Source organism: Paenibacillus sp. FSL R7-0333 (assembly GCF_038000365.1).
In the GTDB taxonomy this organism is placed as follows: domain Bacteria; phylum Bacillota; class Bacilli; order Paenibacillales; family Paenibacillaceae; genus Paenibacillus_AQ; species Paenibacillus_AQ silagei.
The window spans coordinates 3,605,831-3,627,844 of record NZ_JBBOBZ010000001.1; the positions used below are offsets into that span (position 1 = coordinate 3,605,831).

The 22,014-nt window shown below is 49.8% G+C and carries 19 protein-coding genes; 16 read left to right on the top strand and 3 right to left on the bottom strand.

Annotated elements, in window-relative coordinates:
- Nucleotide 1: 1 nt before the first annotated feature.
- Complete coding sequence (gene bioD, locus MKY86_RS14940; protein ID WP_076075279.1) at nt 2–748, bottom strand: dethiobiotin synthase; 747 nt, start codon at nt 746–748, stop codon at nt 2–4.
- A gap of 5 nt (nt 749–753) precedes the next feature.
- Nucleotides 754–2,076, bottom strand: a complete 1,323-nt coding sequence (gene bioA / locus MKY86_RS14945) for an adenosylmethionine--8-amino-7-oxononanoate transaminase (RefSeq protein ID WP_340827824.1) — start codon at nt 2,074–2,076, stop codon at nt 754–756.
- Nucleotides 2,077–2,428: 352 nt separating this feature from the next.
- Here bioA and MKY86_RS14950 point away from each other — a divergent pair, with 352 nt between their 5' ends.
- The 3 genes from MKY86_RS14950 (at nt 2,429) to MKY86_RS14960 (ending at nt 6,416) form a co-directional block, all read left to right on the top strand.
- Nucleotides 2,429–4,306: a beta-L-arabinofuranosidase domain-containing protein gene (locus MKY86_RS14950; RefSeq protein WP_076075274.1), complete on the top strand. Its 1,878-nt coding sequence runs from the start codon at nt 2,429–2,431 to the stop codon at nt 4,304–4,306.
- Nucleotides 4,307–4,518: 212 nt separating this feature from the next.
- Nucleotides 4,519–5,079 (top strand): TetR/AcrR family transcriptional regulator, encoded by a 561-nt coding sequence (locus tag MKY86_RS14955; RefSeq protein WP_340827826.1) that lies wholly within the window; start codon nt 4,519–4,521, stop codon nt 5,077–5,079.
- A gap of 20 nt (nt 5,080–5,099) precedes the next feature.
- The gene (locus MKY86_RS14960) at nt 5,100–6,416 is read left to right on the top strand and encodes an SDR family NAD(P)-dependent oxidoreductase (RefSeq protein WP_076075270.1); all 1,317 of its coding nucleotides are present in this window, start codon (nt 5,100–5,102) and stop codon (nt 6,414–6,416) included.
- A 111-nt stretch (nt 6,417–6,527) separates the two neighbouring features.
- On the opposite strand, the gene MKY86_RS14965 is transcribed toward MKY86_RS14960, so the two are convergent.
- Nucleotides 6,528–6,764: a helix-turn-helix transcriptional regulator gene (locus MKY86_RS14965; RefSeq protein ID WP_076075267.1), complete on the bottom strand. Its 237-nt coding sequence runs from the start codon at nt 6,762–6,764 to the stop codon at nt 6,528–6,530.
- A 236-nt stretch (nt 6,765–7,000) separates the two neighbouring features.
- Between MKY86_RS14965 and MKY86_RS14970 the strand changes: the two genes are divergently transcribed.
- The 13 genes from MKY86_RS14970 to MKY86_RS15030 all read left to right on the top strand — a co-directional run bounded on the left by MKY86_RS14970 (nt 7,001) and on the right by MKY86_RS15030 (nt 22,005).
- On the top strand, nt 7,001–8,410 hold the full coding sequence (locus MKY86_RS14970; RefSeq protein WP_340827123.1) for a helix-turn-helix transcriptional regulator: 1,410 nt from the start codon (nt 7,001–7,003) through the stop codon (nt 8,408–8,410).
- Between the two features lie 209 nt (nt 8,411–8,619).
- Nucleotides 8,620–8,835, top strand: a complete 216-nt coding sequence (locus MKY86_RS14975; protein ID WP_036726871.1) for an aspartyl-phosphate phosphatase Spo0E family protein — start codon at nt 8,620–8,622, stop codon at nt 8,833–8,835.
- Complete coding sequence (locus MKY86_RS14980; protein WP_036726867.1) at nt 8,810–9,487, top strand: response regulator transcription factor; 678 nt, start codon at nt 8,810–8,812, stop codon at nt 9,485–9,487. The genes MKY86_RS14975 and MKY86_RS14980 overlap by 26 nt, the downstream gene beginning before the upstream one ends.
- Nucleotides 9,484–10,494, top strand: coding sequence for a sensor histidine kinase (locus tag MKY86_RS14985; RefSeq protein ID WP_076075265.1), 1,011 nt, complete (start codon nt 9,484–9,486; stop codon nt 10,492–10,494). The genes MKY86_RS14980 and MKY86_RS14985 overlap by 4 nt, the downstream gene beginning before the upstream one ends.
- 91 nt (nt 10,495–10,585) lie before the next feature.
- The gene (locus tag MKY86_RS14990; protein WP_036726864.1) at nt 10,586–11,299 is read left to right on the top strand and encodes an ABC transporter ATP-binding protein; all 714 of its coding nucleotides are present in this window, start codon (nt 10,586–10,588) and stop codon (nt 11,297–11,299) included.
- Nucleotides 11,296–12,081 carry an ABC transporter permease gene (locus MKY86_RS14995; protein WP_076075262.1) on the top strand — a complete coding sequence of 262 codons (786 nt, stop codon included), beginning with the start codon at nt 11,296–11,298 and terminating at the stop codon, nt 12,079–12,081. Before MKY86_RS14990 ends, MKY86_RS14995 begins: the two co-directional genes overlap by 4 nt.
- On the top strand, nt 12,078–12,827 hold the full coding sequence (locus tag MKY86_RS15000; RefSeq protein WP_076075260.1) for an ABC transporter permease: 750 nt from the start codon (nt 12,078–12,080) through the stop codon (nt 12,825–12,827). The genes MKY86_RS14995 and MKY86_RS15000 overlap by 4 nt, the downstream gene beginning before the upstream one ends.
- Before the next feature lie 248 nt (nt 12,828–13,075).
- Complete coding sequence (locus tag MKY86_RS15005) at nt 13,076–15,322, top strand: hypothetical protein (protein WP_076075257.1); 2,247 nt, start codon at nt 13,076–13,078, stop codon at nt 15,320–15,322.
- Between the two features lie 282 nt (nt 15,323–15,604).
- Nucleotides 15,605–17,329 carry an ABC transporter permease gene (locus MKY86_RS15010; protein ID WP_076075254.1) on the top strand — a complete coding sequence of 575 codons (1,725 nt, stop codon included), beginning with the start codon at nt 15,605–15,607 and terminating at the stop codon, nt 17,327–17,329.
- Between the two features lie 11 nt (nt 17,330–17,340).
- A complete protein-coding gene (locus MKY86_RS15015) occupies nt 17,341–18,621 on the top strand; it encodes an ABC transporter ATP-binding protein (protein ID WP_076075252.1) in 1,281 nt (426 codons plus the stop codon).
- Nucleotides 18,614–19,006 (top strand): GNAT family N-acetyltransferase, encoded by a 393-nt coding sequence (locus MKY86_RS15020; protein ID WP_076075249.1) that lies wholly within the window; start codon nt 18,614–18,616, stop codon nt 19,004–19,006. The genes MKY86_RS15015 and MKY86_RS15020 overlap by 8 nt, the downstream gene beginning before the upstream one ends.
- Nucleotides 19,007–19,185: 179 nt before the next feature.
- Entirely contained in the window at nt 19,186–20,925 is a 1,740-nt protein-coding gene (locus MKY86_RS15025) for an ABC transporter ATP-binding protein (RefSeq protein WP_076075246.1), read from the top strand.
- Nucleotides 20,926–21,168: 243 nt separating this feature from the next.
- Complete coding sequence (locus tag MKY86_RS15030) at nt 21,169–22,005, top strand: class I SAM-dependent methyltransferase (RefSeq protein ID WP_076075243.1); 837 nt, start codon at nt 21,169–21,171, stop codon at nt 22,003–22,005.
- Nucleotides 22,006–22,014 lie beyond the last annotated feature (9 nt).

A 22,014-nucleotide genomic window follows, 5' to 3' on the forward strand; every position in this document is an offset into this window, starting at 1 on the left:
ATCATCCTCCCATATATTGAACTGCAAATACCTCTCTGATAGGCGTGAATTGTATTGTGTTTCGTACGGTATGTATCAATGTCTCTGAAGTCGCTTCGGCGTACAAATGTGGAAACCGACCGAGCACCTTAAGGTTGCTGTATTGTTCAATTAGTTGTCCATTCGCAGTAACACTCGGATCGTCATTCAGTTCTGTTAATTCTCCATCATTTAAAATGACGCCAACAATTGGGACGCCGCGATTCTGAAGGAATGATGCAGTCAGAAGTGTGTGGTTAATGGTTCCGAGGCCAGAACGGGCTACAATTAGAGCAGGTATCCCAAGCTCCGAGATTAAATCCACCATGAGGGCGTCTTCGGTCAGTGGTACAGCTACGCCGCCCGCGCCTTCGATGAGCAGCACTTCGTATCGTCTAGTGAGCGGTAAGCCAGAAGCGATTATCTCATTCAGCGTAAGGGTCACACCAGCCTGCTTGGCAGCAAGCATCGGCGTAAGCGGAGCTTCAAATGTAAATGGCGCGACTGTCTCTGGCCGCTCATTGATTTCCGTGCTTTTCAGCAGTCGCTCAGCATCGGTAAGTCCACTACCAAGAGGTGCACCAGACTGAATCGGCTTCCAGACACCGGCATTCAGCCCTTCAGCGCGGAGCATAGCGGTAATGGCTGCCGTTACAACAGTCTTGCCTACACCTGTGTCCGTACCTGTCACAAATAATCCGCGTACCTGTCCACAGTTCACTTTGTTCATCTAATTTAACCACCTTCGGTGACTTTGCGTATCGATTCCGTCAATATACTTATCATGGCATCCAACTCAGCTTCACTACTGGCAAGCGGAGGGATGAAGACAATCACATTCCCGAGTGGTCTTGTTAGCATGCCAAGTTCTCTGGCCCGCTGACTCGTACGAACGCCGATTCGATCTGCCCAATCGTATGGCTCTCGTGTAACCTTATCCCGCACAAGTTCTATTCCGATCATCAGTCCCTTTTGTCGGATTTCACCGACGTGCGGGCGGTCTTTAAGCGCTGCGAGCTTATGCTCGACAAATGATGCCTTTGCTCTTACTCCTTTGACCATGTTGCGCTCTTCAAACAGCTTCAAGCTAGCCAAAGCAACGGCACAACCAAGCGGGTTCCCTGTGTAAGAATGACCGTGGAAAAATGTTTTCTGCTCTTGGTAATCAGCATAAAACGCCTCGTACACCTCGTCAGTCGCAAGCGTCGCTGCCACTGGCAAATAGCCGCCAGTCAACCCTTTCCCAATCACCATCAAATCTGGTGAAACATTTTCGAGTTCACAAGCGAACATAGCGCCCGTTCGACCGAAACCTGTCGCCACCTCGTCAGCTATGATCAGCACGCCATGCTCCCGGCATAGCGTAGCCATCTGACTTAAACAACCCGGTGGCATGAGAATGATGCCACCAGCCCCTTGCACAATCGGCTCCACGATGAGAGCCGCAATCTCATCTGCCCTCGTCTCAAGCAAATTACGCAGTGCAGTTAGCGAAGCATCCAATGCCTTCGTCTCACCACCCTCATGGCGATAAGCGTAGGGATAAGGAATAACATGCGAAGGAAATAACATGGGGCGGAACACGTCATGATACAAAGGAATTGCACCAACACTCACCGCGCCAATTGTATCTCCATGGTAGGCTTGATTCATCGTGATAAACTTCGTTTTACCTCGTATCCCCTTGTTATGCCAGTATTGAAAAGCCATTTTGATCGCGATCTCAACACCGGTTGCTCCTGAATCTGAGTAAAACACTTTATTTAATCCTTCCGGAGTAATTCCCACCAACTTTGCTGCAAGTTCGACTGCTGGTACATTGGCCATTCCGAGAAGGGTAGAGTGGGCGACACGCCCTAACTGTTCTGTGATCGCCTGATTTAGCTCCGGCACGTTGTGTCCATGTACGTTGAGCCAAACGGATGAGAAACCATCATAATAAGCGCGTCCTTGAACGTCATACAGCATAATGCCTTCGCCACGTTCAATAATGAGCGGATCAGAGTCATTGTAGTCTTTCATTTGAGTAAAAGGATGCCATAAGTGATCCTTATTCATGGCAGCAAGCCGTTCGTAATCTGTTATCACAAATTATCACCATCCGGTAAATGTTTTTTAATTGTCAACCAAAGTGATCATTTAAGGTTCACAATCGGATTTGGTTATTTTAGCAGACCTAGACGCCCCTGTAAAGAGAATTCAAAGTGTTAGATTGAGGATTGACACCATACAGAATGACCCGCGGAAAAGCGAAGCGGTCGCCTTTGTCCCCGGATTTTCACCGCTCATCAGTATGAATCAACTTTATATGAGTATTAATCATTGGATTGTTGGAAGCGCTGCTATATACTTTCATTGTGAAATCCTACCTACTGAATATTTAATCCAACCAGATTAAGGGGCTGTAGCAATGAGAGAACTGATGGGCAAACAGGTCATTCTTCAAGATCATGATTTGAAACGCAGGGAAGAGGCCAACCGCCGGTATCTGATGAAACTGACGAATGATAATCTCCTCTTTAACTATAAAGTAGAGGCGGGAAGATATGACGGCAGGGATATCCCGGAAGATGCGCATGGGGGATGGGAGACGCCGGTCTGCCAGATCCGCGGACATTTCCTGGGACACTGGCTGTCAGCGGCAGCGATCCGGTATCATGAGACCGGGGATCTGGAGCTCAAGCTGAAGGCTGACCTTATCCTGGACGAGCTGGCTGAATGCCAGAAGGACAACGGAGGACAATGGGCCGCACCGATTCCCGAGAAATATCTGCACTGGGTGGCCCAAGGCAAGGCAATCTGGGCACCGCAATATAATATTCATAAGCTGTTTATGGGTCTTGTCGATATGCATCATTTCACCGGGAGCGACAAGGCGCTTGATATCGCGGACCGATTCGCCGACTGGTTCGTCGATTGGAGCAGTACCTTCACCAGAGAGAAGTTCGATGACATACTGGACATGGAGACAGGCGGTATGCTGGAGGCTTGGGCCGATCTGCTGGAGCTGACCGGGAACGATAAATACACTGTTTTGCTGGAGCGCTATTACCGCAGCAGATTGTTCCGTCCGTTACTGGAGAATAAAGACCCGCTGACCAACATGCATGCCAACACAACCATTCCCGAGGTACTCGGCTGCGCCAGAGCTTACGAGGTCACCGGCGAGCAGCGCTGGATGGATATCGTTACGGCCTACTGGAAATGTGCGGTCACCGAGCGGGGAACACTGGCAACGGGCGGAAATACGGCCGGTGAAGTGTGGATGCCGAAGATGAAGATCAAGGCCCGCCTTGGAGATAAGAATCAGGAGCACTGTACCGTGTATAACATGATCCGTTTGGCAGAATTTCTTTTCCGGCACACTTCGAATCCGGCCTATGCGCAGTATATTGAATATAATATGTACAACGGGATTATGGCGCAGGCCTATTACCAGGAATACCATCTGACCGGCAACAAGCATAGTGATCCGGCAACCGGGCTGCTGACTTACTTCCTGCCGATGAAGGCCGGGCTGCGCAAGGATTGGAGCACGGAGACGGACAGCTTCTTCTGCTGCCATGGAACGATGGTCCAGGCCAATGCAGCGCTGAATAGAGGGATCTATTATCAGGAGCAGAACGATATCTATGTCTGCCAGTATTTCCGTTCGGAGCTGACCACCGAGATCCACGGAGAGAGCGTGCGGATTCAGCAATCCCAGGATCATATGAGCGGAAGCATGCTGAACTCCTCGAACACAGCCGGGCAGCAGGAGCTGAATGAGATTACTGCACTTCATGAGAACATGCCGGATTACAGAAAATATGATTTCACCGTCCATACCAGCTCTGCCAGCGAGTTTGCCGTCCATCTGCGGATTCCAGACTGGATCATGTCAGAAGCCGTGATCTATGTGAACGGCGAGCTGCACGGGAAGTCTGCGGATCACTCCGCCTTCTACACGATACTGCGGAACTGGCAGGACGGCGACCGGATCAGCATCATTCTGCCCGTGGGCATCCGGTTCATCCCTCTGCCTGACGACGAGCAGACCGGCGCGTTCCGCTATGGCCCGGAAGTGCTGGCCGGCATCACCGAGAACGAGCGGATTCTGTATACCCCATTAGCGGATGCAGCCGGTGAGATCACCATGGAGAACGAACGGGAGTGGGGGAGCTGGCGTTACTTCTTCAAGACCACCCGCCAGGACCCGGGCATTCAGCTCAGAAGAATCCGCGATATCGGGTATGAGCCTTATCAGGTGTATTTCCCGGTAAAATCCCCCCACAAAGTAGGGTTTTAGCTTCGATGTCTATTTAAATAAGCATAGGCGTTATTTAGCAGAACAACCACCTGCATCCTTGCAGGTGGTTATTTTATGTGTAAATATATTTTTTTGAACGATCGGTCGTTAAATTATTGACATTTCATTAGGTTAATCCTTATAATGACATTAATTCAATCGAAGGGAGCCTGAGGGTTATCAAGAAAAGAGAGATTACATCCAGTCATATCATCCAGGCAGCATTTGAGCTTTTTGCAGAGTATGGAATAGAGAAAACGAGTCTGGGCATGATTTCCAAGAAGGTGGGGATCACCAAATCCTCTATTTATTATCATTTTGCGACAAAAGAAGAGCTGATCAGCCGGACCTTTGAGCATATTTTCCGGGATCATTATTTTACAGCTTATTTTGATACGGTATCCGTTAACAAAGACAATTTTGCAGAGATATTAATTAACGGCGGACTAAACATGCTGCCAAGCGGCGACGCAGAGTATCGTTCAACATTAAGGGTACTTAGCGAGTTCACGATGCTGGCCGAGCGTGATGAGCAATTTAGAGCTCCGCTATTGAAAATTCAACAGGATTTTGTAACCGGTTTTGTTCAACTTCTGTCGAAGGGCGCTGATTTCGGGATTATTGCTTCTTCAACCATCGGAGTTAACGCAGCCATTCTTGCCCTGCTTATAGATAATTTATCTAGATGCAAGATGATGAAGATGGACCTCGACTATGAGCTGATTTGGGAAGAGGCTGTCCGAAGAATGATACTTCGTGAAGATCACCAATAACCTACAGGGGGCAGATACACTTGAAACATATTATTATTACAGGTACATCCAGAGGAATCGGTGAATCCCTGGCGAATCAATTAATCAACCCGTCCCACCATCTGATATGTATATCCAGAACGGCTAACCAAGGACTCATGGAGCGTGCGAAGCAACTGGATTGTCAAATGGATTATTTCCATTATGATTTAACGGATATCAGTGGTATCGATCAGCTTTGTGAAGATATTTTCAGCCGAATTGAGCTTCGTTCCAGCGATGAAGCCGTCTATCTGATCAATAATGCCGCCATGTTGACTCCTGTAAGCCCGATTGAGCGGTTAGAAACAATTAATGTTATGAGAGAGGTGATGAGCATCAGTCCCTCCAGAAAACTAAGCAAATTCAGCCAGCTTGACGATTTCTTGCATGCAGGCGGTTATATGGAAATACCGGAGAATCACGGACGGACACTTCAGGAGCTTATGCTTGACTGTCAAGTCAGCTACAGAAGTGAGCACGGGCTCAGCCTGGAATTTGAGTTCCGGCAATGCAGGTTAACGGTGGTTTACGCAAAAAAAGGCTATTTCGGATCGCAGCTTGACTTCAGCCGCAGAGGACGAAGAGTTACGGGGAGTCACATGCACCAATGGCAGGATTTTGCCACTTACCTGGCAGAGCTTGGGTTGACCACCGTCAACTTCACTCAGAACAGCAAGAGTATTAGAGCGCAGCTAAGCAACGGACTGCGGGTTATTTTCCAATACTCGGCGGACCATGGCGATTATCTGCTGGATCAGATCAGCAGCCGTTACAGTACCCAAAGAAAACTGAACCGCATTATAGCTGAGCCAATGATCCTGGAGATGGAGAGCATGGGCTGGATGGTCAGCGAATACCTGAAGCTAGGCGGATTCTTCAAGCTGCCGGGGCAGCAGGACCGCCGCTTCACGGATCTACTCATGCAGTGCACCACCAAAGAAAACCACAGCAGTATAACAGGCACTATATTGGGATTTCAATTTAAGCGTTGGCTGCTGGAGATCTTTTATGATGAGAAGCTGCAGTTCACAGGCGAGAATATGAAATTCATCGGGGAACATAGAGAGGATAGGAAAGAGGATGGGCAGCAGCATAACGAATTCCGCACATGGGGAGATTTCCAGACGTTTGCCCGGTATAACGGCATTCAGATCGTAGAGCAATGCCGCAGCCTGGATGTCATGATCGTCTTCCTGGATACGGGGGCCAATGTGCATTTTAATTATTCCGAAGATCTGGAGGATTATGTTGTCACTGTGTTAGAGGGCGACGGAGCGCGCCTTCGGGACAACTATAGGAGAATCTATAAGGATTAATTCGTTGTATCCATACAAAGCAAAAACCACCAGTGAAGATTTAGAACCTTCATCGGTGGTTTTTTGCGTATAGAATGAACCTTTTGCCGTGAAAAATTTGACTTTGGAAATTCAATTGCCATTTTTTTGCGCATCTGCACGTTGAATAGAGTATTTCCATTCATCTATTTCACGGGGATCAACGCCAAACAAGTGACTGATGAGCAGCGCCAAGGTAACATTCGGGAGTACCACACCGTACTCAATATTCTGGTAGTTGCGCAAGGTGCATTTCATGGTGTCGTTAATCTGATGTACGATGGATTCTTGGGTATACCCTGCGGCTTTCCGTGCATCCTTTATCCTCAAAATGCAATATCTCCCTCAACTTTTCGGTATGTTTTTATGATAGGGGAGGAAACAAGTTAATTTAACGATTTATAATACACGAAATATATTGCGTAATTTGTTTTTCGGTATATAATAATAGATGTAAACGGGATAAATAGTAAAATATACCTTTGTATTGACCGCCGTTTGATTCAACCTTAGTATCAACTACACGTATGCTTTTCATCCTATTTTATGGAAGGAGGTGTATTGGTTTGGGATCGGTCAATTCGATTCGGGAAGAACTGCTCGCGTATATGAACAGAAATCAAATGATACATTCACATTTTGCAGAGTTAGCGGGTCTCAATTCAGGTACGCTCAGCCGGATCTTAAAAGGTAAACATCCAATCTCTATGGCACAGCTTGCTGCGATTACTGCTGGAATGAAGCTGCCGGAAGACTATTTTTTTGAAGACTATGTAGAGGAATGCTTTTCTTTTGTAGTCTCCATGCGGCGGATACGACCCTTTATATTTCGCTCAGCTGAGTTAGAACGTCTGGACTGTCTTGAACAGATTGTGAACCGTCTGCTGGAGGATTTGTCTTATGCATCTTTACTGTTTGAATTCGCTGAACTTTTTTATGAGGACAATAAAAGCAAAGCTGCAAGGATACTGTATCAGGGTGTGAGCGAAGCCGAAAAATATCAGCATTCCGAACGGTTAGCATTATGCCAGTACCGTATATTTCAGATTGAATTAGAAGAACAACAGGATCTGGAGGAGAAGTTACGTGCAGCCACTCAATTTGAGTTGTATGTCAACCGCTTAGACGCAGCCGATCAGCTCGATGCAATGAAACAGCTAATGCATATTTATGGTCTGGTACACAAATGGAAGAGAGTAGACGAACTCGCTAAGGAAATGCACCGGATTGCATCCGTTCAATATGAGCTGGAAGGCCGCAGAGCTAACACAATAGAAGAAAGGGTGAAGCGTCCTGATCGTCCTTTTTACTATTATATCCTGTACGCATACTTAGCCAGATCTACTGCCAGCGAAGAGTGCGGCGACTACAAGAGGGCATTATCCTTTGTGAAATTGTATGCAAATGGTGAACGCTGGGTTCAGGAGAACGATGAAGAATCCCGGCAGGTCATTGCACAATTTACGGAATGGGCCGTGGCTAACACTTATCTGTACCGGTTAATGTCCGGAGATTTGGATGTAATACATGAGTACGCAGACTATATAGCTATTCAAGAGGATGAGATATTTGTGGCAGTGCGTTATATGGTTCAAGCGGCGAATATATTTAAGCTTAATATAGACAGTATCTTAGAGCGGTTCGCGGCATACATACCTTATGAATCCAGCAAGACAGAGTTCGGTGAATACAATCAGGCCATCCTGCAAGAGAGCTACGCGCAATTCCTCATCGACCTTGCAGTCTATTTTTTCAATCACAGCAAGAGTAAGGAACAGGCGTTGAACACGGTACTGAAAGGCTTGGAAATATCAATTAGGATCAATAGCAGCCGAAATATGATTGCTTGTATGACTCTTTTTGAGCAGTATAGGGATTTCGCGGATCAGGAACTGCAGGAAAGATTCAAAAATCTATCAAGTGAGGTGTGTCGGCTCAATGCGAAAAAAAGTCTTGTTCTTCTTGACGCTCTGTAGCGTTTCAGTTGTTATTTCTATGACGATAACCTTGGTGACTACACTGGGACATGGTTGGGGAACTTAATCATTTTCGCGAAAATATACAGGGGTGCTCCTGAAGTTTCGGGGGGCGCCTTTTTTGTTATGTTCTGAAGTTATTTTGTGCAATGCAAAAGACATCCTATTATCTGTCATAAAACCCTAAGATAGCATAAAGGGAGGATTCTATGGTGAACAGAAATATGCTCGTGCAGGTCCGGATTGAACGTGCCCGGAACCGGCTTCACATTCTGGCGGAGAAACATCATGATCTTCAGCACCCTGCGGTCCTTAAGCAATCCATGGTATTGGATGAATTGATTAACCAGTATAATATGGAGGGAGAGCAGCAGAGATTAATAGAGAGCAGGAAATTACTTGAGAACAAACATACTTTATATTGAAGATAATGAGAAAATCGGCACTTGGGTCAAAGAGGAGCTGGAGCAGCGGGGATATTCGGTACAATGGCTGCAATCCGGTGAGGGAGCCGAGGCTGAGGTTACGCAGTATGATGTCGTTATTCTGGATATCATGTTACCGGGCTTAGATGGATTCACTATAGGCAAACGGTTAAAAAAGGCGGCCCCCGCCGTTCCAGTGCTGCTGTTGACCGCCCGGACCTCCGTCGACGATAAGGTGGAGGGCCTACAATTCGCAGATGATTATGTGACGAAGCCCTTCCATACCGATGAATTGGTGGCCAGGCTGGAGGTATTAATCCGCCGGAGCGGCGGAGTCTCTTCGGACCGCATTACACTGGGCACTCACATTGAAGTGGACACGAAGCTTCAGACCATCTATGACAAGCGTACAGGAGAAGAGATTATTTTGACAGGGAAGCAGCATCAGATCCTGATGTATTTCCTGCGCCATCCGAATCAGGTTCTGCCGAAGGAACAGCTCTATGAAGCCGTCTGGGAGGAAGCTTATATCCCTGGAGATAAGACTTTACTGGTACATCTCCACCGGCTGCGGCACAAGCTGGAGCGTGACCCGGAGACCCCGGAGATTATTGAGACGCTGAAGGGAATCGGCTACCGGGTGAAGCTATGAAGCAGCCCCGTTCCTTGTTCCGGCATTTTCTGAAGCTGCACTTTCTGTTCATCCTTCTTCCGCCTATTGTGCTGATGGTATTCTCATCCTTCTTTGGCACTCCCGGGACAGAGCCAAGATTCAATACATTGAACCTGTTTTACATTACAGTGCTTATGTTCACTGGTATTATTGTGGCGTTCGTTGTTCTATCCTGGCTGTTCTTCTGGAGACTCCGCAAACGTCTGACCCGCTTACAAGAAGCTATGTCCGCTACTCCCGCTGCTGCGGATTCGTGGCCTGGACCTGTCCTGATTCAAAAGGACCGCATGGATGAAATAGACCAGTTAGGCGGTTCCTTCAACCGGATGATCCGGCAGCTGGAAGACAGCCGCAGGCGGGAGCAGGAAGAGGCCGGGCTGCGGCAACGGCTCATTGCCAACATGTCCCACGACCTGCGGACGCCGCTGACCATCATGCGGGGACATGTCACCAGGCTAAACAAAGAACCCATGAGTCCAGAAGGACAGAGCTCCTTAGCCGAGATCAACCAGACCATTACCCGGACCGGAGAACTGATGGATGATTTGCTCTCGTATACCTTGCTTACCTCGGGAAAATATCCCTTCGAGCCTGCCCCTACAGACATGGGCCGCCTGGTAAGAGCCTCGGTTGCTGCGTGGTATCCGGTTTTTGAAGAACACGGCATACAGGTCGATGTTGATTTACCGGCAGTGGAGACCTTCCACTGGACAGCAGATCCTGGGTGGATGACCCGGGTGCTGGATAATCTGTTTCAGAATATCATCCGCCATGCAGCGGACGGGAAATATGCTTGGATCGCTGTGGATGTGCAGCAGGAACGGATTCTTGTCGCTGACCGAGGCCCGGGTATGGATCATTCCGCATACGGCGGCGGGGCGGGAATAGGACTATCGACCGTACATTACATGCTGAATACAATGAACCTGAAGGCTGAATTCAACTCGAGCGGGCAGGGGACAAATGTAGTCATTGGCAGAATGTAACCTGAAGTTAACCCGGAAGTAAACGGCCTGCCCACCGGGATGTAACCTTGCAGCTGTATACTTAGCACCATAACGAAAGGATGTGTTATGGTTGCTTACTATCAATAACTTAGTCAAACGCCGCGGTACGCAGGAGATTCTATCCGGGATCACCTTCGAAGCCAGACCTGGAAGAGTCACAGGATTCCTGGGACCCAACGGGGCCGGCAAAAGCTCTACACTCCGTATCCTGCTCGGATTGGATCATGCCACCTCCGGGAGCGCCTTGATTCATGGCAAGCCCTTCGCAGAATTACAGCACCCGCTGGCAGCCGTAGGTGCCGCACTGGACGGATCTGGAGCCCATCCGATGCGGACAGGACGCGCACACCTGCGCTGGATTGCTTGCGCCGCCGGTCTGCCCCGCTCACGTGTCGAGGAGGTGCTGGATATCGTTGGTCTTACCAAGGCAGCAGGCACTAGAGTCAAGCGGTATTCGCTCGGCATGGGGAGAAGACTGGGGATTGCCGCAGCGCTGCTGGCAGACCCGGAGATTCTGATTCTGGATGAACCTGTGAACGGGCTCGACCCGGAAGGCATCCGCTGGATTCGGACATTTCTGCGTAAGCGTGCAGAAGCCGGGAATACGGTGCTGCTCTCCAGTCATCTTATGGGCGAGCTAGCCGAAACGGTGGACGATGTGGTGATCATTAAGCAGGGGAGAATTGTCGCAGACGGCACCTTGCAGGAGGTAACCGGCAGTCATTCCACGCTGGAGGATGCCTTCTTCGCCCTGACCTCTGAACAGGCAGGTGATGCTTGGTGAAGGCATTCCACGCAGAAATCTTGAAATTGCTCTCGCTGCCGGGGATCTGGCTCGCCCTGCTTATTGGAGCATTGGCTCCTGCGGTCATTGCTGCCTTGGACGCTATAGCAGAAAAAGAGGCGATTATAGCTGGAGTCAGCACACGGCTGCCCGAAATGGGCTACAGCGGATTAGGTCTTGGTGTGCAGGGCGTTATTATCCTTGGCGTGCTTGCAGTCAGCAGCGAGTACCGGACAGAGAGCAGTGAAGGGGCCGGAGGGCAGCAGATTTCCACAAGTCTGATGGTTGTGTCATCGCGGCTTCAGTTGTTTCTGGCCAAAGCAGTCGCTGTATCTGTCATCAGCATCCTCCTGTGTATCCTTGCTGTGATTCTGATTGTACCAACCACACACTATATATTAGGTGACTATGCCCCGCTACTTGAATGGACCCGGCTTGCCGGTGCCGTCTGCTACTGGACCTTCACTGCACTGTTGGCCTTCGGGCTGACGCTGCTGACGAAGCAGGGCATGATCCCGCTTACCGTGCTCATGATTAATTCATCGCTGGTATCCTTCAGTGTCCTGCTGGCCAAGGTGACGAAGCTGGCATTCTATTTGCCGGACCGGGCCGGCTTCGAGATGTTTATGTTTACGAAGGACAGCGTGGCACCCACGGCTATAGGCAGTCTGTTCGACAGCTATCACACCCCGGTTACCGGCGGTTTGATCATGTTTGCCTGGGTAGCCGTGCTGCTTGGGATTGCAGCCATTGTCTTCCATAGGAGGGATGTGGCGGCATGAGTGTCTCATCCGGCAGGAAGACTATACGAGTCCTTAGAGCTGAACTGGACAAGCTGATGACATTGCCATGGACATGGACCGCTGTTACGGTTACATTTCTTGTTCATCTTCTTTTGACCGCGGCCTTTACTTCCGCCTCTCTGCAGGAAGGAGCCGCAGCACCCGGAATCCTGAATACAGGACTTGCCTCGATGAGCTATCTTCAGGCAGGGTTCATTATTCTGGGGATATTGGCGGCTTGCTCCGAATATACGGGCGGACAGATCCGCACAACGTTAACGGTAATCCCCTGGCGCGGACGCCAATTATTCATGAAGCATCTGGCACTCACCCTGATTACGATTCCCGCCGCATTTATCCTTACGGCCTCTGGTGTCTTATATGCGGGCTGGAGGCTGGATGGTCATGCAGCAGGGGTTGAACCTCATGAAGTCATACAAGCATTGCTGGGGGCAACGGGCTATCTGACCTTGACCACACTGCTTAGCGCGGCGATAGGGGCTTTATTGAGAAGAACCCTTCCGGCCCTGGTGATCCTGCTTGGCTATTATTTCATTATCAGTCCATGGTCGCGGGGGCTTCTGCCGGCTTACTTCCCGGATACGGCTGGACGTTACATGTACCTCCTGCCCTCCTCTGGCGAACTGAATGTCCTTACGCCTGTTCAGGGGGCCGGTATTGTAATGATTTGGACGGTGTCCTTTGTGGCGACAGCGATTGTTGTCTACCGTATCCGGGATGCTTGAAGCCAGAGAGAGGATGAAGAGGGGGCCTTCTGGACGTAGAGACGCCAAGTATATTAACATAAAGGCAATAAGTCATGGAACGGTACAAGGATGTACCGTTTTTTGGCGTCCTGGAAGATCGCATTACACCCAAGTACCTGACAGAGGTCATCCCGCAAGAATGATGAATTCCCGCTTGCCGATTCATCTTAGTGACTTAAGGTGAAGGCTATAGTGAACACCGAACCATGTAGAGGAGCGAGAAGGCGATGAGAAAATCATATTTGTCCTTATTTACTCTGGTATTTTGGATTCCTGCAGTGATCCTTAGCATCCTGGTATGGAACGATTATTCCGGTTATGTGCGCAGTGCAGCGGACCGCCTGCTCCCGGTCAAAGCGTTGTACTATCTGGACCAGGGCAAGAAGGTGCTTGCGGTCACGGACAGCAGCAACGGGCTAATGGCAACGCTGTATGACGCAGGCACCCATAAGGCTGAGCAGGAGGTGGAGCTGCGCTCAGACATCCACCGGCAGCGGCTGGTCTCTTATCAGGCCGGTAAGCTGATGATCGCAACCAAGGATAAGGCAGGCCTGCAGGTGAATGTTATTGATCCGGCGGGGGACACGAAAGAGCTGGTACAAGGAAGCTTTAATATCCCGACCTTTCTGAGCTCCGACGGGCATGAGTGGCGGGGCAGATTACTTTTCGCCGGGGCGGATAAAAGCTCAGCGGTCCATGTGGCGGAGGTCAGCCAGGCTCAGCTACACTACGTGAATCTGAACGGCTCAGCTGCTCTTCCCGCACGGCCGGTCTCCATTCGGGAAGCCTCCTTCAGCTTCCAGGATGGTTATTCCCTCCCCGTCTATGAGGTGGGGCTGAAGGACGGGCGTACCGCTTATGCTTCTGCCCTCCTCGGCAAGGACGGCATACCTCTACTTGGGCTGAAGGGGGCGCAGGAGAGTGCTCCCGAAGCGCAGAAGAGGGTAGGACAGGAGTTTGCCGCGCAGCTCGGACTGGACAATACCCGGCTACTGCGGGTAAGCAGCGAATATCCAAAACAGGTTCACTATTACAATGAGGCTGCGGGTAAATGGGGCGAAGCCGTCAAGACGCCGGAGCCGGTCTATCAGGCCAGGCTCTTCCCGCTGAACGACCAAGAGACGCTGATTGCCGGGTCCACCACGGAAGACGAGATCAAGGGTACCTTACGCGGTTATTTGTATCATGAGCAGACTGGGGAATTTACGAATGTCAATGCCGCGCTTAAGACATTATCCTACGATAAGCTGCAAGATCCGAAGCTGAGCTTCTATAAAGAAGCGAATAATGATACACTGTACTATTCAAGTCTGGATTCATTGGGAGGCTGGCTGCATGTCAAGGAGGGGCTTAGCGGACAGATCAGCAACGGGGAGCTGCAGCAATGGCAGATGGCTGCCGGGGAGGATCAATTATCTGCAGCGACCTTCAAGAACTATGTGCTGACATGGAATGCCCTGGTTGTGAACTGGGTGATCTGGCTCGCAATTCCTTTACTGATGGTGGTGGGACTACTCTGGCTGCCACAGCTTCTCATCCGCAAGCGGTGGCAGAAGCTGGCCGAGGGGGTTCTGATTCAAGGCACGGTTATCAATCTGGCCGAGACTGGGATGCTGGTCAACGAACAACCACAGGTCCGGCTTACCGTCCGTTTCACGGACCAGGGCCAGAGTAAGGAAGTCCAGATCAAGCAGGTCATTTCTTATCTGAACCCGATCCGTCCAGGCGATCAGGTGATGATTAGCTATAACCGGAGCAAGCATAAGGCGACCCTGGTACGGGAGAGCGAGCTTAAGAACCAGGCACCTCCCCGGATCATTCATGATGCGGTACTACGGCAGATTGAGTCCTGTGGACCCGTGAACCGCGGGCAAGCACTGCTGCTGCATTTTGAAGCAGCCGGTCAAACCTACAGTGTACCTGTGGTGCAGCCCTCCGGCTTCGTCTACCGTACCGGAGAACGGGCAGATCTGATCGTTAGGGACAGCATAGTCAGATTGTTGCGGTATGGTCCTGCGGAGCGGAGTGATCAGGCAACCCAGCTTACCCTAGAGGCTGAAATTACAAGAGTTCAGCGGTTGCCCGTGAAGATCGCCGGCCAGGATCTGCTGCTACTTGAAATAGTGATGGTGAACGGAAAGGAACGTCTGCGCAAGGTGAACAGCCAGTTCGTCCCGGAGAATCTGGAAGTCACTGTAGGAGCAGTAGTTCCCGTAACTGCGAAGCCGGAGGAGGTTGCGCTTCAATCGCGGCTTCTGCAAGGCAAGCAAGGCAGTGCCAGAGTTCGATCGGTCGACTACCGGGGAACGACCGGCGACCGGCCGCTTGCCACGATCACCGTCGAACGCGGCGGACAGAGCTACCGGATCAGGCAATCCATAGAACCGGTGTATGGCGTAGAAGCTGGCGATGAAGTATGGGTCGCCTATGATGAGCGCACCGGGGAAGCCACTATTGTTAACTACGCCACGTAAGCACAGTTAAGGATTGATAAATTCATTTAATGAAGGGAGGGAACTGGAGATGGACAGCAGAAGCCGAATAAGCAATCTTACGAACCTATGGTTGTGGTTAAGCAGGAAGCATCCCCTTCCCCCATTGCAGTATAGGTCTATTGTATTCAGTCTGTCTTCAGGCCCCCCTGAATGACTGAATCGGAATAGCCTTGCAGCTCTCGTGAATGAAGGAATGTGCAACTCTCCCTGCTTAAGGCAGCGGAGAGTTTTTTTATTTACCTCAGATTGGAGTTGTAGACGATGCAATTGCATTATTTCAATAATGGGAACCAGCGCAGACCATTCGGCTGGGCGGATATTCTCGTCATATCCTTGTTGTTATCCATCCTGTATGCCGCGGCAAAGTTAGGCTCGGGGATGCAGGTGCCTTTAGATCCAGAGGAACTGTCCTCGCTCAGTCTGGACCCTAAGTGGCTGCCTTATTATGCAGGGCGTTCCCTTTTGCGGATGTTTATCGCTTTTGGAGCATCCTTGATCTTCACCTTCGTGTACGGCCGCATTGCGGCGTATAACCGGACAGCCGAGAAATTCATGATTCCCGCCATTGATATCCTGCAATCCGTTCCGGTGCTTGGATTTCTTTCGGCCACTGTCCTGGCTTTTATGGCAATGTTTCCGGGGAGCCTGCTGGGAGTGGAAATGGCTTCAATCTTCGCTATTTTCACCAGTCAGGTCTGGAATATGACCCTCAGCTACTATCATTCCCTTAAGACGATCCCCCGCGATCTGAAGGAGGCTGCCGCAATGAATCAATTGGGCAGATGGCATCGTTTCACGAAGCTGGAAGTGCCATTCTCGATGATCGGCTTGGTCTGGAACAGCATGATGTCGTTTGGCGGAGGCTGGTTTTTCCTCGCAGCCAGTGAGTCGATCAGCGTGCTGAACCAGGATCTGCATCTGCCCGGCATCGGGACGTACATGGCCTTGGCCGCAGATGAAGGTAATATTAAGGCCTTGATCTATGCGATCCTGGCGATGGTGGTGCTGATTGTGATGGTGGACCAATTCTTCTGGCGTCCGATTATTGCCTGGAGCCAGAAATTCAAGAATGAACAGACAGAAGCAGGCGAGGCGCCAACCTCATGGGTGTTGGAGCTTCTGAAGCGGGCCAGCTTTGTTCATGATCTTAACCGTAAGCTGCACGGCGGCGTTCATGACGGATTCTTGCGGCTCTCAGCCACAAGCTTACATGTGAAATTGCCGCATGTCCCATCACTGGTCAAGACAATCTTCAAATGGCTAATCTTGCTTGTGGCCGCTTTAATTATGCTCCAATATTTGTATTCGGGGATTCTGGAGATTGCCCGCTTAAGCTGGAGCGAGCTGATTCATGTGGTATTCCTCGGTCTGCTGACCGGGTTACGCGTTGTTGTTTCGACACTTCTGGCTGTGATCTGGACGCTGCCCGTGGGTGTGTTCATTGGAACGAATCCTCGGCTATCACGAATTGTTCAGCCTGTTGTGCAGGTGTTGTCTTCTTTTCCGGCGAACATGGCATTTCCGATATTCACGATTCTGTACTTGAAGTTCGGGATATCGATGGAGATTGGGGCAATTCCGCTGATGATGCTGGGGACACAATGGTATGTATTATTTAATGTGATTGCCGGTGCGATGGCCATTCCTTCCGATCTTAAGGAAGCTGCGGTGACTTTGAAATTGACACGCTGGCAGACCTGGAAAAAACTAATTCTCCCCGCCGTCTTTCCATTTCTTGTAACCGGCTGTATTACGGCAAGCGGAGGCGCCTGGAACGCCAGCATTGTCTCGGAAATTGTATCGTGGAAGGATCAGGATCTTCAAGCAGCCGGGTTAGGTACGTACATCGCTGAGGCCACTACGAACGGCAATTGGCCGGAGATCATCTGGGGAATATTCGTCATGTGCCTTCTCGTTGTAATTGTGAACCGCCTGGTGTGGCGCAGGCTGTATGCATTAGCTGAAAGCAAATATCACTTGGATTAGAGGTGTAGAACATGACCAAAGTATTGATTGAATTAAAGCAAATCACCAAACGTTATGATCAGCCGAAGCAGGCAAATGTGAGTATTATGGAGGATATTAATATCAAGATTAAGGAGGGCGAGCTGGTATCCATCCTGGGACCTTCAGGTTCAGGGAAATCGACTCTTCTGCGCATCATAGCAGGTCTTGTCCCTCCTTCACAGGGCACGGTGCTCTATAATGGACGGGAGATTGCCGGTACCAATCCGGGTGTGGGAATGGTATTCCAATCATTTGCATTGTTTCCTTGGCTTACAGTCCTGGAGAATGTGAAGCTGGGGCTGGAGAACAAACCGCTGCGCGAAGCCGACAAAATGCGTAAAGCCCTCTCGGTCATCGATATGATTGGGCTTGACGGATTTGAAGGAGCGTACCCCAAAGAATTGTCCGGAGGGATGCGCCAGCGTGTCGGTATCGGCCGGGCGCTCGTCATGGAGCCGGATATTCTCCTGATGGATGAGCCGTTCTCCGCCCTTGACGTATTGACCGCAGAGAACTTGAAGCGCGACCTGTTGGAATTATGGACGGAGAAGCAAATCCCTACCAAATGCATCATTATGGTCACCCACAGTATTGAGGAAGCCGTCTATATGTCGGACCGGGCCATCGTCCTCTCCAGGGACCCTGCCCGTGTAATCTCCGATATTCCCATTCCCATGGCGCACTGGAGGGATAAACAAGATCTGCAGTTCACATCGCTTGTGGACCAAATCTACTCCATACTGACCCAAAGGGAAGTGAAGCCTGCCGGTCCGGCCGAAGAAAAGCAAAACACCATCGAGAAAATACCACCGGTTCCGGCAGGCGCCCTCACAGGCTTCATTGAACTGATTGACGATCTGGGTCAACAAGTGGACTTGTACAAGCTGGCCGATCAATTAAGTCTGAAACTGGAAGATTTCCTGCCCATCGTCGAGGCGGTGGAAATGCTGCAATTTGCAACGGTTCTGCATGGAGATATCGAGTTGACAGAGCCAGGACGCCAGTTTGCCAATGCAAGTGTTCTCTCCCGGAAGGAAATTTTTAAAGACCAGGTGCTGGAGCATGTTCCCATCATGGAGAAAATCATCTGGATTCTGCAATCGAAATCAAATAATAAAATGGAAGGAGCCTTTTTCGTGGAGATTTTCGAAAAGCATTTTGAGGCGGAAGAAGCCGCACTTCAACTGGATATCCTGATTGACTGGGGCCGGTACGCGGAACTGATTGCCTACGACAAAAAAGCAAAGGTGTTGTACCTGGAAAATGATTGAAATCAACCTGGATATTCGAGCGGAGGAAGTGCCTGGTCTAAGAGAAGCCGTGGGCTGGGCAAGAAGAGATTCTGACTATCCCGCCCTGTTTCAGCGGTGCAATTTCTGGGCGGGAGCCAGAGATCCCGCAGGCAGACTCATTGCCTTTGGCTACGTTGCCGGAACCGGCCTGGAGCACGGGTATATCGAGGACATTATCATCCATCCAGAGTATCAGAGGCGCGGAGTAGGACAGCAGCTCGTAAAAAAACTATTAACTGAATCCACCTTACGCGGATTGGAAATTGTTACCCTGACCTTTAGCCGTGAACATAAGGAGTTCTATGAGAAGTGCGGCTTCTCGTCTACAGCGGCCGGAATTTGGCGGGCGGAGGAAGGAAAGTAATGCATACAAGAACTGAGAAGCCAGCGAACCCTTATGGACGCTGGCTTTTTGGAGACCGTAAACCGACAGTAATTCTATAATATGTAAGGTAATTTACTATTATTAGGCAGGTTAATTCCATCATCCCGATCCGTTATGATTACATAAGCTGCGCCCTTTGAAGGAGGTTCTGCGGGCTTATGAATCCGACCCGTACGCTGATTAAGGAGATACTGTCTAATAGTAAGGGTATCCTTGCTATGATTCTATTCTTCAATATAGTAGCCGCATTCGTCTCGACTCTTCAGCCCCTCCTGTTCAAAGACCTATTCGACGACATCCTGCCAGACAAGCAGATCGGGATGGCTGCATTCTATATGCTCCTGCTCATTCTAATTCCCGTAATTTACGCCGCCTTGAACAGCGTCACCTCTTATTACAATAATGAGCTTGGCAACCATTTATCCAAGAATCTGCGCCTGCGGCTGTTCTCAGATGTACTCCAGACCCGGCCAAGAGATGTGGACAGTATCGGCAAGGGGGAAATCATTAACCGGATCACCCTGCAGGTAGGGATGCTGTGTGAAATTTTCGTGGTAGACACCCTGATGGCCATGGTCTCGAATGCTATTCTGCTGATCGCGACCCTGTGGATCATGTTCTCGATGAGTACCGAGCTTACACTCGCGGCCATCCTCTCATTCCCTCTATGTATGTATGGCTTCAAGCGTTTCAGGAGCAAGACGGAGCGCCTGGATAAGCAGTATCATGGCATTTTGGATAAGGGCATCAACTATTTGAATGATTTCTTCACGAATCTGAAGGCGGTCCACAGGTGTAACGGACATCAGGCGGAGCAGAAGCGCTGGAGGGAGTGGAATGACGAGGCGTGGAAGATATCCCGGCAGTCTAGGCTATTTCATCATGTGGTCTTGAACCTGGTCGCGGATACGGTCATTTCCATCATTACGGGCATCATTTACGGCTATAGTCTGTTCCTGATTCTAAAAGGCCACATCTCACCAGGCACATTGTTGGCCTTCATTGTGATTCTTCCAAGACTGTATCAGATTTTCAAGTCGCTGTTTACGCTGAACATCGATAGGAGCCGCATGACGGTTATTATTAATAACCTGAATGACATCCTTGAACTGGAGAAAATTTCATCGGGAGCAACAGCTCCCGACTATTACCGTGTCCCCCTCCTGCAGATGAGGAATGTCTCGTACCGTTACGCTTTGGCAGATTCTTTTGGTATCACAGAATTTAATCTGGATGTTCAGCCCGGAACTTTCATTGGGATTGTTGGATTAAGCGGCTCAGGGAAATCTACGATATTCGAGCTGATTCACAGGTTCATAGAGCCGGATGAAGGGGAGATCTGCCTGGACGGCGTTCCGATCCAAGAACTGGACATTCATGAACTAAGACGATATGTCGGCTATTCCCCGCAAAAGGGAGTGTTATGGAACAAGTCCATTCTCGACAACATTATTTATCCATTGCAGAAGGAAGACATGAATGAAGAGACATGGCAGAAATTCAGCACTGCTGTTGAGCTTGCCCATGTGGACCCATTTGTTCTAACCATGCCTGAGCAATATGACAAGCAGGTGGAGAACCATGGAGACAATCTCTCCGGCGGCGAGATCCAGCGGATTCTATTAGCCAGGGCCTTCATGAGTGAACCCCGGATTCTGATGCTGGATGAATATACCTCAGCTCTGGACGCCTTGACAGAGAGTGACTTGAACGACACCTTGCTGAGCCTGAAGGGGAAGCAGACGATCCTAGTGATTGCACACCGGCTGTCCACCGTGAAGAATGCAGATGTCATCCTGGTCGTGGATAAGGGAAGAATTGTTGAGCAGGGCAGCCCAGCCGAATTACTGGTCCAACAGGGAATGTATTACAAGATGGTGGAGAAGCAGAAAATTTAGACGAAAGAGGACCTCAAGCCCAAAACTTCTCAGGAGTCACGGTAGTCCCACACTGAGGAACTTTTGTTTGGAAACTTTAGTTTGGAAAATTTAGGATGTCAAATAAGCCGAGGCTTAGTATAATAAGTGCAGACGGATTCCAAGGAGGAGGTGGTTGTATGAGTGCAGGCGATATTAGCGACATTAGCGACATTAGCGATATTACTCCAATGTTCAAATTTCATATGAAGAGGAGAGGCTTTCATGAGCTACAACCCCGAAATCCCGAGAACCCGGTACGACAACTATGGCGACCGTGAATGGACACGGCTGGAGAAGGATGGTCCCGGCGAGCTTTTGTATCAGGTGCATCTGGACATTCTACAGCGCTATATCAAGCCTGGGGACCAAGTGTTGGAGATTGGTGCAGGTTCAGGCAGGTACACCAAAGATCTGGCTACCATGTGTTCTGAGTTGACCGTCGCTGATCTGTCCAGCCATCAGATTGAATTCAACAAGTCCAAAATGCAAGAGCTGTCCCTGGTGGACAGAATCAAGGCGTTCCATGTGCTTGATGTGCTGGATATGAGCGTATTTGCAGATGCTTCTTTTGACTCAGTAGTATGTATTGGCGGTGTCATCAACTATCTCTTGGACAGAGAGGCGGATGGTATCCGGGAGCTGCTAAGAGTACTTAAGCCGAGCGGCCTAGTGATTGTCGGGTCGATGAGCTTCATCGGCGCTTCCATGTATTATCTCGAAGGCATCCGCTATGAGAAGGACCAGTTCGGGATCGATGCTACAAGATGGCTCATGAATACAGGGGTTCAGGACGAAGATCATTATCCAGTTCCCAGCAAGCATTACGTCCATATGATGAGAAGCTCTGAACTGGATGCTTTATTTGCCCAGTTTCCGGTTAATATTCTGGAGAGAAGCTCTGCCGGACTATATACGCAAGCTGGAGATGCTGCCTTAGAGAACGCCCGGGCTGATCAGGAATTCTGGAAGCTGATTGTCGAACAAGAAATTGCGTTCACCAAATTACCTGGCACGCTTGATTGTGGAATGAATCTCATCTACGTGGTGCGTAAGCTATAAGGCTGCCGC